Annotated in this window: 11 protein-coding genes; 6 read left to right on the top strand and 5 right to left on the bottom strand. The window is 59.1% G+C overall.

Annotated elements, in window-relative coordinates; translation table 11 throughout:
* Positions 1 to 2 precede the first annotated feature (2 nt).
* From DY251_RS06995 to DY251_RS06985, 3 genes are all read left to right on the top strand, one after another.
* A complete protein-coding gene (locus DY251_RS06995; protein ID WP_116623171.1) occupies positions 3 to 950 on the top strand; it encodes an AEC family transporter in 948 nt (315 codons plus the stop codon).
* A 171-nt stretch (positions 951 to 1121) separates the two neighbouring features.
* The gene (locus DY251_RS06990; RefSeq protein ID WP_116623442.1) at positions 1122 to 2579 is read left to right on the top strand and encodes an NAD-dependent succinate-semialdehyde dehydrogenase; all 1458 of its coding nucleotides are present in this window, start codon (positions 1122 to 1124) and stop codon (positions 2577 to 2579) included.
* Between the two features lie 34 nt (positions 2580 to 2613).
* The gene (locus DY251_RS06985) at positions 2614 to 3636 is read left to right on the top strand and encodes an aldose epimerase family protein (protein ID WP_116623170.1); all 1023 of its coding nucleotides are present in this window, start codon (positions 2614 to 2616) and stop codon (positions 3634 to 3636) included.
* On the opposite strand, the gene DY251_RS06980 is transcribed toward DY251_RS06985, so the two are convergent.
* Positions 3633 to 4550: a sugar kinase gene (locus DY251_RS06980; RefSeq protein ID WP_116623169.1), complete on the bottom strand. Its 918-nt coding sequence runs from the start codon at positions 4548 to 4550 to the stop codon at positions 3633 to 3635. The genes DY251_RS06985 and DY251_RS06980 overlap by 4 nt on opposite strands.
* Before the next feature lie 45 nt (positions 4551 to 4595).
* Complete coding sequence (locus DY251_RS06975) at positions 4596 to 5054, bottom strand: Lrp/AsnC family transcriptional regulator (protein WP_483466592.1); 459 nt, start codon at positions 5052 to 5054, stop codon at positions 4596 to 4598.
* A 131-nt stretch (positions 5055 to 5185) separates the two neighbouring features.
* Between DY251_RS06975 and putA the strand changes: the two genes are divergently transcribed.
* The 3 genes from putA to DY251_RS06960 all read left to right on the top strand — a co-directional run bounded on the left by putA (position 5186) and on the right by DY251_RS06960 (position 10996).
* Complete coding sequence (putA, locus tag DY251_RS06970) at positions 5186 to 8803, top strand: bifunctional proline dehydrogenase/L-glutamate gamma-semialdehyde dehydrogenase PutA (RefSeq protein ID WP_116623440.1); 3618 nt, start codon at positions 5186 to 5188, stop codon at positions 8801 to 8803.
* Between the two features lie 73 nt (positions 8804 to 8876).
* Positions 8877 to 10067: a M23 family metallopeptidase gene (locus tag DY251_RS06965; protein WP_116623168.1), complete on the top strand. Its 1191-nt coding sequence runs from the start codon at positions 8877 to 8879 to the stop codon at positions 10065 to 10067.
* 2 nt (positions 10068 to 10069) lie between these two features.
* Positions 10070 to 10996 carry a hypothetical protein gene (locus DY251_RS06960; RefSeq protein WP_116623167.1) on the top strand — a complete coding sequence of 309 codons (927 nt, stop codon included), beginning with the start codon at positions 10070 to 10072 and terminating at the stop codon, positions 10994 to 10996.
* Here the strand turns inward: DY251_RS06960 and DY251_RS06955 are convergent.
* The 3 genes from DY251_RS06955 to DY251_RS06945 form a co-directional block, all read right to left on the bottom strand.
* Positions 10993 to 12708, bottom strand: a complete 1716-nt coding sequence (locus tag DY251_RS06955) for a SulP family inorganic anion transporter (RefSeq protein WP_116623166.1) — start codon at positions 12706 to 12708, stop codon at positions 10993 to 10995. The genes DY251_RS06960 and DY251_RS06955 overlap by 4 nt on opposite strands.
* A 91-nt stretch (positions 12709 to 12799) precedes the next feature.
* A complete protein-coding gene (locus DY251_RS06950; RefSeq protein WP_116623165.1) occupies positions 12800 to 13051 on the bottom strand; it encodes a helix-turn-helix domain-containing protein in 252 nt (83 codons plus the stop codon).
* 113 nt (positions 13052 to 13164) lie between these two features.
* Positions 13165 to 14088, bottom strand: a complete 924-nt coding sequence (locus DY251_RS06945) for a pseudouridine-5'-phosphate glycosidase (protein ID WP_116623439.1) — start codon at positions 14086 to 14088, stop codon at positions 13165 to 13167.
* Positions 14089 to 14097 lie beyond the last annotated feature (9 nt).

Here is a 14097-nt window from a genome sequence, read left to right as displayed (position 1 = left end):
GTATGTCGCCTCTCGTCGAAACGATCCTGTTTGTCTTCAGCCTTGTAGCGCTGGGTTATCTGTCTGGCTTGACCGGTTATCTCAACCAGGAGATCGGCGAGGGCGTGTCAGCGTTCGCAGTGAATGTAGCGATGCCGCTGCTGCTTTTTCGCACGATGATCGGAGCAGATTTTCACGGGGCTGCGCCCTGGTCGTTCTGGGGCGTGTATTTTGCGGCGGTAATCGTGGCTTGGACCGCAGGACACCTGATCACTACGCGAATATTCGATAGGGATTCGCAGGCTGGTGTCGTGGGTGGCGTTTCCTCCGCCTTCTCGAATCTGGTGCTGCTGGGTATCCCCTTCATTCTCGGAGTGTTGGGGCAACCCGGCTTCGAGATATTGTCGCTGCTTATCTCGGTGCATCTGCCGATTATGATTATGGCCTCGGTCATTCTGTTCGAGGTTTTCGGCGGCGCGGGCGAAGCAGTGCAGCCGATGCGCATCGTACGCACATTCATAAGGAGGATGGCGGTCAATCCGCTGATCGTCGCGATTATCGCTGGACAGGTGTGGCGCGCGACGGGAGTTCCCTTACCCGCGCTTCCGTTTCGCATTGTGGATGCGCTCGCCGATACGGCCGGACCGGTCGCTCTGTTTGCGATGGGGCTAAGCCTTTGCAGGTTCGGGCTGTCCGGCAACATACGCCCGGCCTTGGTTTTGTCCGGCGTGAAGTTGATTTTGATGCCCGCCATCGCGCTGGGGTTGAGCTGGTTGCTCGGTCTGCCGCCGCTCACGGCAAAGGTTGCGGTGGCGGCCGCGGCGCTGCCTTCCGGCGTGAATTCGTATCTTATTGCGGTGCAGTTCGGCACCGGACAGGCGCTTGCGTCTAACCAGATGACAATCGCGACGGCCTGCGCGGCTGTGACAACTGTGGTGTGGCTCTCATTGGCGCAATTGGTGTTCGGCTGAGCACTGCACCAGTTGCCTCAATGATGGGGCCAGCATGCCTTTGTGCCGCTTCTTGATTGATGGTCATTGTCCTGTGCGTTAATAGCATGAATGTGTGTGAGGTGCCGCAATGCCTTGGGCTTGCAGGCGAAGAGATTTAAAAGGGCGCGCACGGCGCGCGGAGTGATCGAGATGCTCAAGAAGTTCAGCCAGTTCATGCGAGAAGCCAACCTGATCGATGGCGAATGGGTCCAGGCCGATAGTGGCAAAACCATCGATGTGACGAATCCAGCGACCGGCCTGAAGATTGGCACCGTGCCTTCGGTTGGCGTTGCCGAGACGCGCCGGGCGATTGAAGCCGCGCAGACGGCATTTTTGACGTGGCGCAAGACTTCTGCGCTGGAACGCTCGAAGCTGCTGCGCAAGCTGCATGATGCCATTATGGACAATCAGGAAGCGCTGGCCGAACTGCTTACCACCGAGCAGGGCAAGTCGCTGTTCGAGGCGCGCGGCGAAGTTGGAAGCTCGGCGGCCTATGTGCTGTGGTTTGCCGAGGAAGGCCGTCGCACCTATGGCGACGTTGTTCCGTCACCTTGGGCGGATCGTCGTATCCTCGTTACGAAGGAGCCCGTTGGTGTCGTCGCGGCCATTACGCCGTGGAACTTCCCGTCCTCCATGCTCGCGCGCAAGCTCGGCCCGGCACTGGCCGCTGGCTGCACGGCGGTGGTGAAACCCGCGACGCAGACGCCCTATTCGGCGCTCGCATGGGGTCTGCTGGCTGAGGAAGTCGGCATTCCAAAGGGCGTGGTCAATATTGTTACCGGGTCGGCAGGTCCGATCGGCGATGAGCTTTGCACCAATCCGCTGGTCAAGAAGATCACGTTTACGGGCTCGACGCCTGTCGGAAAGCTGCTGATCCAGAAGTCTGCCGGAACAGTGAAGAAGGTCTCGATGGAACTGGGCGGCAATGCGCCGTTCATCGTGTTTGACGATGCGGACCTCGACCGCGCTGTGGAAGGCGCGATCACAGCGAAGTTCCGTAACTCTGGCCAGACCTGCGTTTGCACCAACCGGTTTTTCGCGCAGGCGGGTATCTACGACAAGTTTGTCGAGCGGCTTTCTGCTGCAGCCCAGAAGCTCAAGGTTGGTTCGGGTCTTGAGGACGGCGTGCAGCAGGGACCGCTGATCGATGAAAAAGCTGCGGCAAAGACGGAAGAATTCGTGGCCGATGCGAAAGCAAAAGGCGGTCGCGTTTTGACCGGCGGCAAGCGCCATGCGCTCGGCGGCTCGTTCTTCGAGCCGACCGTTATTGCAGACGCCAAGCCGGAAATGATGTTCATGAAGGAGGAGATTTTCGGACCGGTGGCTCCTGTCTTCAGATTCGAGACGGAAGAAGAGGTCGTGCGCCTCGCCAACGACACCGAGTTCGGTCTGGCCTGCTATTTTTATACGGGCGATCTGGGCCGGGCGTTCCGCGTGATGGAAGGCTTGAAATATGGCATGGTTGGCGTGAACGAGGGTCTGATCACAACGCCGGAAGCGCCGTTTGGCGGCGTGAAGGAATCCGGCCTTGGAAAGGAGGGCGGGCATCAGGGCATCGAGGATTATCTCGATACCAAATATGTCTGCCTTGGTGGCCTTGGCCTCTAGACGTAGCCACGAAACGGGCCGAGGGCGACAGCCGATGATACAGGGCGAGCGCTTCGGCACCACACCGGATGGCGAAACCGTTCAGCGTTTCGCCATTTCGGGCGGCGGGTTGACCGCGCAGATCATGACGTGGGGTGCAGTCGTGCAAGATCTGCACCTCGAAGGACATGACGCCCCGCTGGTGCTTGGATTCGACAAGTTTGACGATTATCCTGCGCACTCGCCCTATTTCGGGGCAGTGCCGGGGCGCTATGCAAACCGCATCGGCAATGCCAGGTTCACGATTGACGGTCAGCTTTTCAAGACCGATCCGAATTTTCTCGGCAAGCACACGTTGCATGGCGGCAGCATGGGGTTTGGCAAGCGCAACTGGTCTGTAGCTCTGCACGGGCCGGATTTCGTTACGCTGACACTGCATTCTGCTGACGGAGATATGGGCTTTCCGGGTGCGCTGGAAGCGAGCTGCACCTATCGGCTCAAAAATCCCGGCACGCTTTCCATCGAGCTGAATGCGACGGCGAACGAGGCCACGCTCTGCAACCTGACCAACCATTCCTATTTCAATCTGGATGATGGTGGCGCGAGTGATACGCTCGATCATCATTTGCAGATCGGCGCGGCGGCATATCTGCCCGTCGATGATGAATTGATCCCGACCGGCGTTGTTCAGCCGGTGGCGGGCACAGCGTTTGATTTCACAAAGCCGCGTCCGATCCGCCACACAAAGACGGGCGAGCAATTCGTCTACGATCACAATTTCTGTCTGGCTTCGGCGCATGGCAAGTTGCGGCGCGCGGCGTGGGCGCGGGGCGCGAAATCCGGCGTTGAAATGGAAATGTGGACGACGGAACCGGGCGTGCAGTTTTACGGTGGTCACAAGGTTGCACGCGAGCAACCGGGGCTAGGCGGCAGGCAATATGGCCCGCATGCGGGCTTCTGCCTTGAAGCTCAGGTTTGGCCTGATGCGCCTAACAGGCCGTATTTTCCGACCGCGATGCTGCGCCCCGGCGAGACATATCACCACGTTACGGAATACCGATTCCGGCTGGACAGTTAGATCGCAAAGGCTTTTTGCAGCGTTTCGAACGGCGCCAGCGCGCCACGAACCTGCACGACATGGGCCGCAACGCTGTGCGCACGGCGAGCGGCGTCAACCGGATCATAGCCATGCAGGCGCGCAGCCAGATAACCGCCATTGAAGGAATCGCCTGCGCCGGTCGTGTCGACGGCCTGCACACTGATGGCCGGTACGGTTTCCGTATTGCCGTAGTGAACGACGAGGCAAGGCTGCTCGCCATTCTTCACGACGATCTCCGGTATGTCTGCCTCGGCCAGACGTTGGGTGGTGTCTTGTGGAGTGGCATCGCCATAAAGCGCCTGCTCGTCCGGAAATGTCGGTAGGGCGATGTCGGTGAGGCGCAGCGCGTCGGCGATCGCCGACTGGGCGGCAAGTGCGTCTGGCCACAGGCGCGGGCGGTAGTTGGGATCGAATGCAATGCGGCTTCCGGCAAGGCGCGCGGCGGCGATGGCGTCCAGTAATATCTTACGGGCGGACACATCCAGAATTGCCAAAGTGATTCCGGAAAAGTAAATAAGAGACTGTTTCTGCAGGCTTTTCGACAGAGCAATGGGATCACTTGCGAGCTGACGGGCAGCGGCGTCAGAGCGCCAGTATGTGAAGGAGCGCTCCGCCCCGGTGAGCGTGATTGCGTAAAGGCCAGGACGCGCACCTTGCAGAATGGGGCTGCTTGCAATGCCTATGCCGTTGTCTTCCATGAAGGCGATTTGCTGCGCGGAAAACGGATCGTCGCCGAATGCCGTTACGTAGTCCGTTCCAGCAGTGGGGTCGAGCAGCGCGCGCATCGCCCAAAGCGTGTTGAACGTGTCGCCCGCAAAGCTGAGTTTCCAACTGTCGTTGCCTGTGCCCGACAGCTCGATCATGCACTCGCCGATACAAGCCACTGAAACCATTCGTCTCTCCTTTTGCCCCGCTTAGCACGGTGCGGAAGAATTCGTCTAATGATCCTTGACCGTTTCCATGGCAACGAAGGTTGATGTTTGGGCGACAAAGGGCAGGGCAGAAATGCGCTCGCCCAGCACGCGGCGGTAGGAGGCGATATCGCGTGTGCGGACTTTCAGCAGATAATCGAAGCTCGCCGCCATCATGTGGCACTGCTCGATTTCGGGAACCGCCTGCACGGCGCGGTTAAACGCATCCAGCGCGCTGGAGCGCGTATCCGACAATTTGACCTGCACGAAAGCGACGTGACCCTCGCCAATGCGCTCGCGGTCGACGACTGCCGCATAGCCGCGGATGATGCCATCCGCCTCCAGTTTTCGGACGCGCGCCTGCACTGGAGTTTTCGACAGGCCGACCTGTGCGGCAAGCTCGGCCATGGATAACCGACCCTCTCGCGCAAGCGCAGATAGTATGTTCCGATCTATGCGGTCCAGATGATCTGTTTGACTCACTATACCAGTCCAATTGATAGATATTTTGCCGAATGATAGATCAATCGCGCTTTAGTATCCAGATATTTGGAACAGCTGAAACGTCTGGATTATGATAATTGAGCTTCAACTCAGCATCGAAGGAAACGGCTGCAATGGCGAGGCTCGATACGATCCGCAAACAGATTCGCGCGAACTATCTCCCCGACGAGGGCGAAGCGCTGGCGCGTCTGATCAAGCTGGCCGATCTTTCCGATAAGGATCGCAAGGCGATCAGTGCTCGTGCGACCGAATTGGTGCGTGCTGTGCGGTCTTCGTCCGACCCCCGCCTGATGGAAGTGTTCCTTTCGGCATATGGGCTTTCCACGAAGGAGGGCGTTGCGCTGATGTGCCTTGCGGAAGCGCTGCTGCGCGTGCCGGACGCGGAAACGATGGACGATCTGATCCGCGACAAGATTGCGCCGCATGATTGGTCAGCGCATTCAGGTTCGTCGTCGTCGATTTTCGTGAACGCGTCCACCTGGGCGCTGATGCTGACGGGCCGGGTTTTGGATGAAGGCGAGGGCTCGATTGAGCGGACATTGCGCAGCATGGTGCGCAGGCTAGGCGAGCCGGTGATCCGCACGGCGGTTGCGGCGGCAATGCGCGAAATGGGCGAGCAGTTCGTGCTTGGCCGCACGATTGCCGAGGCGCTCAAGCGCGGCAAATCCATGCTCGATAAGGGCTATCTCTATTCCTATGACATGCTTGGCGAGGCCGCACGCACGGAGGCCGACGCGCTGCGCTATCTCAAAGCCTACACCGATGCGATTGCCGCGCTGAAGCCGCACGCAAAGGGTGATGATATTCGTCGCAATCCGGGAATTTCGGTGAAGCTTTCTGCGATCCATCCGCGTTACGAAGTGAGCCAGCGTGAGACGATGCTGCCGGTAATGTCCGAGCGGCTGCTGTCGTTGGCGCTTGCGGCCAAGGACGCGCGCATGGGCCTGAACATCGACGCGGAAGAGGCGGACCGGCTCGACCTTTCATTGGACGTGATCGAGCGCGTGCTTTCGGACGAGAGGCTGGCAGGTTGGGACGGCTTCGGCGTGGTCGTGCAGGCTTATGGACCGCGCTGCGCCTTTGCCATCGATTGGCTCTATGAACTCGCGAAGAAGCTCGACCGGCGCATCATGATACGGCTGGTCAAGGGTGCCTATTGGGACACAGAGATCAAACGTGCGCAGACGCTTGGCCTGCCGGGCTATCCAGTGTTTACCCGCAAGACGAACACGGACGTTTCATACATGGCCTGCGCGCGGAAGCTGCTCGGCTATACGGACCGTATCTATCCGCAATTCGCTACGCATAATGCGCACACCGTTGCGGCGGTGCTTTCAATGGCGCCGGATCGCGATTGTTTCGAGTTGCAGCGACTGCACGGCATGGGCGAGCAATTGCACGAGGCAGTGCGCAAGGCCGAAGGAACGCGCACGCGCATCTATGCGCCGGTTGGGGCGCATTCAGACCTGCTTGCCTATCTGGTGCGCCGCCTGCTGGAAAATGGCGCGAACTCGTCATTTGTTCATCAACTGACGGATGAGGACGTTGCGCCGGAAGATATTGCGCGTGATCCGCTGGCGGTTGCTGCTGCGCAGGGACCGGCGACAAATCCAAACATCGTGCGGCCTTCGGCTATTTTCGGCGGCAATCGGCGCAACGCGCAGGGCTGGGACATTACCGACCTGACGACGCTTGGGGCGATTGAGAGCGGACGCGCGCGGTTTTCCGACCAAAATGAATGGGCTGCAAAACCCATGACCAACGCGGCGGGGCAGGGCGCGGAAAAGCCTGTTATCAATCCTGCGCGGCCAGCCGACACGGTTGGAAAAGTTCGCGAGGCTGGTCCCAAGCAGGTGGCGGGTGCGGTGAAGGCGGCCGTTGCAGCGCAGCCCGCATGGGCGAAAATGCCGGTTGCGAAGCGCGCCGCGGTGCTGACGAAAGCAGCTGATCTTTATGAAAAGCACGCGGATGAGTTCTTTGCGCTGGCAACGCGCGAGGCGGGCAAAACGCTTGCCGATGGAATCGCGGAAGTGCGCGAGGCGGTGGATTTTCTGCGCTATTACGCTGCTGAAGCAGCGAACGTGGAAACTGGCACGGATGCGCGCGGCGTGATCGTGTGCATTTCGCCGTGGAACTTCCCGCTGGCGATTTTTACGGGACAGGTTGCGGCGGCTCTCGTGACCGGCAATGCCGTGATCGCCAAGCCCGCTGAACAAACTCCGCTGATCGCTGCACGCGCTGTGGAGTTGCTACGCGAAGCTGGTGTGCCGGATGACGTGCTTCAACTCTTGCCCGGCGACGGGCCGAGCGTCGGCGGGCCGCTGACTGCCGACCCGCGCATTGCGGGTGTCTGCTTCACAGGGTCCACCGAGGTTGCCAAGATCATCGAAAAGCAACTTGCCGAAACCGCTGCACCGGACGCCATGCTGATCGCCGAAACGGGCGGCCTGAATGCAATGATCGTGGACTCGACCGCACTGCCTGAACAGGCGGTGCGCGACGTGCTGGCTTCAGCGTTCCAGAGCGCCGGTCAGCGCTGTTCGGCGCTGCGCATTCTCTACGTGCAAGAGGATGTGGAGAAGAAGGTGCTGGAAATGCTCAAGGGTGCGATGGAAGAACTGAACATCGGCGACCCCTGGGAAATTGCCACCGACGTTGGGCCTGTTATCGACGAAGAGGCGCAGAGTTCCATCAAGGCTTATTGCGACGCGATGGAGAAGGCGGGCAAGCTTGTGGCGCGGCTGGATGCGCCGAAGGATGGCCGTTTTGTTGCGCCGCATGTGTTCCGCGTGCGCGGCATCGAGGATATGGAGCGCGAAGTTTTCGGCCCCGTTCTGCATGTGGCGAGCTTCAAGGCCGATGAGATCGACAAGGTGATCTCTGCTGTAAACATAAAGGGTTATGGCCTTACGTTCGGGCTTCACACGAGAATTGAAGGCCGCGTGCAGCACTTTGTTGATGGTGTTCACGCCGGCAACATCTATGTGAACCGCAACCAGATTGGCGCGGTTGTTGGTTCGCAACCATTTGGCGGGGAAGGACTTTCCGGCACCGGTCCGAAAGCGGGCGGACCACACTATCTGCGCCGCTTCCGCAAGGAAGTTGCCGGGCAGGCAGATCAAGCTTTTGCGACCGCGCAGCCGGTGGCATTGAAGGTCGTTCAGGACCACCTGAAGATTGCCGGCGCGAAAGCTTGGGCGGAACGTCAGGATCGTGTCGCGATTTTGCGCAAGCACTTGCGCGGCAAGGCATCAAGCGCGATTACCGCGGCAGCAGCGATGGATTTCGGGCCGGTTGACCTTCCGGGACCGACAGGCGAGGCCAACACGCTGTCCCTGCACCCGCGCGGCATCGCGCTGTGCCTTGGGCCGGATGCCGAGACATTGCTCGCGCAAACCGTGCAGGCGCTGGCCGCTGGTTGTGCGGTGTTGGCGGTTGGCGCCAATGCTTCTAGCGCGCTGAATGCGCTGACGGGCAAGGGTTTGCCGCTGTCGGTCGTGGATGGCGGTTTCGATCCGGAGCAACTGGAAAAGATCGGCGTTGATGTCGTGGCTTTCGCAGGCGATGAGGCGAACATGCGCGCGTTGCGCAGGGCGCTGGCGGCGCGCAAAGGCGCTATCGTTCCGCTGATTAGCGAGACGATCTATCCGGCAGCCTATGCGCATGAGCGCGCCGTGTGCGTGGACACGACTGCGGCAGGCGGAAACGCGAGCTTGCTCGCGGCTGCATAAGCTCTGCCACACTTGACTCCGGGCCGAAACTGCATGCCGTATTGGCGGCGGGGACGGCACCGGAGGATATTCGATGCGTATGCTTTTTCAGGCAGCACTGGCGGCGGCGCTCTTTTTGCCTGCGCAAACTTTTGCGCAAAGTCTGAAGCCGGATGAGGTCTATAGCTCGCTTGCAACAGGGGTGCTCAGCAATCCAAATCCGGTTGCTGGCGCGGATGGCCGTACGCACCTGGCTTACGAAGTGCTCGTTACAAATCCGAGCCGCGTGTTCGTCACCATCGACAAGGTCGAGGCGATTGATACCGGCGGCAATGTTCTGTCTCAAATTGCAGGAGACGAGCTTGCAAAAATGATTGAGCGGTTTGGCCTGCAAGGAGCGTTGATTGCGCCGGGCGGCACCGCAATCGTGTTTATGGATGTGGCTTTGCCGGATGGCAGTAAGGTACCCGGCGAAATTCTGGCGCGCATTACGGCCACACGCCAGATGGCTGATAAGGACGGCAAACCTCAGCCTTTGCCCGCAGATTACCCACTCGTGGCAAACTACAGTTTTGCGGGCGCGCCTGCGACGACTGAAAAGGCCGCAACGCTGATTGAGCCGCCACTGCGCGGCAAGGGCTGGGTCTCCATAAACGGCTGTTGTGACGCAATCACCTCGCATCGTGGCGCGGTGATGTCGATCAACGGTCACATTCGCGTGCCGGAACGCTTCGCCATCGACTGGATTAAACTGGACGATAAAAGCCTGATGTACACCGGCGAGGCAACGAAGCTTGCAAGCTATGCCTATTACGGCGCGGAGGTTCATTCGGTCGCCGATGGCACTGTAGTCAATCTTTACGACGAAACCGACGAGCAAATACCCAGCGAAGATGCGAAGGGCATCAACACCGCCAATATTGGCGGCAACATGCTGGTCATCGAAATTGCCGATGGTGTGTATGCATTTTACGCTCACCTGCAGCGTGGCAGCTTGAAGTTCAAGCTTGGCGACAAGGTGAAGGTCGGTGACGTGATTGGCCTGCTGGGCAACACCGGCAACAGCACCGCGCCGCATCTGCATTTTTACCTGATGGACGGGCCTTCGCCACTCAACGCCAACGGTCTGCCCTTCATCCTGTCGAAATTTTCCAGCCCCGGTGTCGTGCCGGAACAGGAACTGGACAACATGTTCTCAGGAAAGCCGGTTAAATTCGACGCCCGGCTCGCGGGCGAACACGCAAATCAATACCCGCTCAACAATCAGGTCGTGGATTTCGAATAGCCATGTCCGAGGGTTTTCTGGGGCAGGGCTATCTGCTGATTGCGCTGCTGGTGATACTCGGCGGCTCGTTGCTGATCGTCTCAGTTGTTTTCAATTTGCGGGTCGCGGACAGTGTGCGGCACGATGCGCGCCATCGCGAAAAACTGCTTGAATATTATCGTAATATCGTTTCGCAGCTTGGCGTCATCCTGATCGGCATCGGGGTTTCGCTTTTTATATTTTTCTTCCAGCAAAGTTTTCAGGAAAGCAAACGCCGGGAAACAGAAACGCAAGCCGCGGCGGCGAAGCTGTCCGTGCGCGTTTCTCGCGCGGCGGCCATCATGGAAGGGCTCAACGAATTTGATGTGCTGCTCGATGAAGGCGGGCCTTATATCGGGCCGGAAAATGGCGGTGCGAATGCGGCCGTTACCAAGTCTGGCCCCGAACTTTTGAAGCAGGCGCAGGCGCTTTTTCTGATTGAGCGAGACGTGGACCAGCGTGCGTTCGAGGTGCTTGCAGCATCGAAGGATTTTGAAACTACGTTCATCGCGCGCGAGCTTAACGCGCAGCTCTGGTTCAACATGGTTAAGGACGAAGCTGATCTCGGTTACGCCGTAGCGCAGCTTGGGCAAGATTATGCCGACCTTCACCGCGAGGTTGACGGGCTGAACGGTGGCGAACCAACACCGGAGCAGGAAGCGGCTGTGAAGCGCGAAGTTCTCGATGTCTTTTACGACGCCGATCTGCTGCGGCAGCGCAGCCGCAAACTGCTGGGGCGAGCGTGCTGGCTGCTAAGCAAGGGCAATGCATTTGTTTCGTCCAAACCGGAAGCAGCTATCGAAACCGACGCGCCCAATCAGAAGGCATGGCTGGAACAGGCAATGCCGGTTCTCTCCAAGGTTAAGGTCGGCCAGCGAAGCTGCTATGATTTGCTGGCCGCGCCGACCTAGTTGGCGTCTGCTTCGCTGGTCTGATTGCGCTTTTTAAGACCCTCCAAAGCGTCGGCCAGTGTGCTTCGATAGCGCACGCGCGGCGGCTTGAGCTCATGCATCAACAGGCTGCGGCGTACAGCAGTTGTCGCGCCTGCGATGTAAATGCGTGCGCCGCGCCGGGACGCCTTTCGCGCAAAAGCTTCGATGGTGGCTGCGCCTGTCGAGTCCAGAATTGAAACCGACGACATATCTATCACGTAGGTTTTGGGATGCTCGCCGATGCGGTCGAGAGCGGCGGTGACAGCCGCTGCCGCGCCAAAGAAAAACGCACCCGATATGCGGATAATCGCAATGTCGGGGTCGGTGGTCAGTTCGGGATCGTAGGGTTTCCTTTCGCCGTTTTCGCTATCGGCGCGATCCGACTCAACAAGCGGACGCCCACTCTCGACCGCCACAGCCTGGCCAATGCGATGCAGAAAGAGCAGCGAGCTTATGACGAAGCCTACAACGATGCCTTCCGTCAGGTCGCGGAAAATAACCAGCGCGAATGTGACCAGCAGCACCACGGCATCGCCGCGTGAGGCGCGCAGCAGCACGCCAAACTCGTGCTTTTCAGCCATGTTCCACGACACGATCACCAGCACACCGGCCAGCGCCGCAAGGGGGATATAGGAAGCGAGCGGAGCCGCGACCAGCATGAAGCACAGCAGAAATACGGAGTGCAGCATTCCCGAAACAGGCCCATGTGCGCCAGAGCGCACATTGGTTGCGGTGCGTGCGATGTTGCCGGTCACGCAGAAGCCACCGAATAGCGGCGATGCAATATTGGCTAGTCCTTGCGCGACGAGTTCGCAATTTGACCGGTGGCGCCGGCCCGTCATCGAATCCGCCACAACTGCCGACAAAAGGCTTTCGATGCAGCCCAACAGCGTGAATGAAATCGCGTTTGGCAGCACGGCGCTGATCTTATCAATCGACATGGACGGCAGATGCGGTGCGGGCAGGGCGCTTGGGATGCCGCCAAACCGTGTGCCAATGGTTTCGACCGGAAGGCCGAAGAGCACGGCCACCGCAGCGGCGACGCCCACGGCGATGATGAAGCCCGGCCAGTTTGGCCGATAGCGGCGCAGCATCAGAATGATGCCTATCGTGATGGCTGCAATGACGACCGCCGCGAAGCTGATCGTGGGTAATGCCTCGGTCAAGGCAAGCAGCTTCGGAAGCAGCGGAGCAGGCTCCTTTTCGAGCGTGAGCCCGAGCAGATCCTTGATCTGGCTGGCGAAGATGATGACCGCGATGCCCGCAGTGAAGCCAACCGTTACCGGGTACGGGATATATTTGATGAAGGTGCCGAGCCTGAGCAAGCCGATGGCCGCAAGCATCAGGCCCGAAAGGAATGTTGCAAGAAGCAGACCTTCAACACCGTGTTGTGCCACAGTTGCAGACACCAGCACGATGAACGCGCCTGCGGGTCCACCAATCTGAAAGCGGCTGCCGCCAAAGGCGGACACGATGAAACCGCCGATAATCGACGTGTAAAGCCCACGGTCCGGCGTTACGCCAGACGCAATGGCAATGGCCATGGAAAGCGGCAACGCGACGATGGCGACGGTTAGGCCGGAAATCGCATCCGCCTTGAACTTGGCGAAGTCGTAGCCTTCGCGCAGAACGCTCACCAGCTTTGGCGTGTAAAGCTCAGTGAAGTCGGGCCTTATGGCTCCTGCAGTCATTACAATCCCTAGCGGTGCGCCATCTGGGGCAGGATCGTCGGCCGTTTAAGGGTCGGCGCCGTGCCATCGGACGGCTGAACATCGACATGTATCAAGTTTGGCTTTTCAGCCGCACACCTCGTCCACCGCCTGAACTCACTACGTTTTCGCCAATCAATTCGATGCCAGCGCGGTCAAAAGCTTCGACCAGTTTCGTCAACGAATCGATCACGCCGCGCACTGTGCCCTCGCTACTCTCCATCCGCTGGATCGTAGGAAGTGAAACACCTGCCATCTCGGCCAGTTGACGCTGGTCAATGCCGAGCAGGGCGCGTGCGGCGCGCATTTGTGCAGCTGTGATCATGCTGCCGTTCCACGATTTGTGCCAAACATATATATCATCTCTCTATGATGATGTCTAGAACATCAATAGTGATGCAATCTAATTTATTAGTCAGGCATGAGCAGCGCGCAAACTCATTTGCTGACGTTCAGCGCGCGTGCGATCTGAGCGGCCAATCGCGCATTGTTTTCAACCAGCGCGATATTGGTCTTCAGGCTCAGCCCGTTGGTCAATTCGAGTATTTTTGCGAGCAGATATGGCGTGACGCTCTTGCCGACTATGCCTTCGCGCGTTGCTGCATCTTGCGCGGCGGCGATGTGAACCGCCATTATGTCGGCCGCAATCTCATCTTGCTCCGGCACAGGATTCGCTATCAGCATCCCGCCAGTCAGGCCGAGCGCGCGACGTGTCGTGTGGAACTTTGCAATCGCTGCTGCTGAATCGAGCCGGAGCGGAGCCTTGAACGGCGAATTACGCGACCAGAAGGCGGGCATGGTGTCGCTGCTATAGCCGACAACCGGCACGCCTTTCGTCTCCAGAACTTCAAGCGTTTTTTCGATGTCGAGGATCGCCTTCGCGCCTGCAGACACGACAATTACTGGCGTTTGCGACAGTTCTTCCAGATCGGCAGAAATGTCGAAGGTTTTCTCCGCGCCTTTATGGACGCCGCCAATGCCACCTGTCGCAAACACTGATATGCCAGCGAGATGGGCGGCGATCATAGTGGCCGCAACCGTCGTGCCGCCTGTCCGTCTTTCTGCGATCGCAAAACCAAGGTCAGCGCGCGACAGCTTCATTACATCTTTGGCGCGAGCAAGCTCATCCCGCTCGGCGCTTCCGAGCCCGATCTTCAACCGTCCATCAATGACGGCGATTGTCGCAGGCGTGGCACCTTCATCTTCTATGATGCGCTCGACTTTCGCAGCCATTTCGGCATTTGCCGGGTACGGCATGCCGTGCGTGATAATCGTGCTTTCCAGCGCGACAATGGGCTTTCCAGCTCTGAGTGCATCGACAACGGGTTGATGAATATCGACGAAGGGTGCGTGTGCTTTCATTTGCTTAAC

Source organism: Mesorhizobium denitrificans (assembly GCF_003403035.1).
Taxonomy (GTDB): Bacteria; Pseudomonadota; Alphaproteobacteria; order Rhizobiales; family Rhizobiaceae; genus Mesorhizobium_G; species Mesorhizobium_G denitrificans.
The sequence above is the reverse complement of the archived record's forward strand: the minus strand, read 5'-3'. Positions and strand labels throughout refer to the sequence as shown.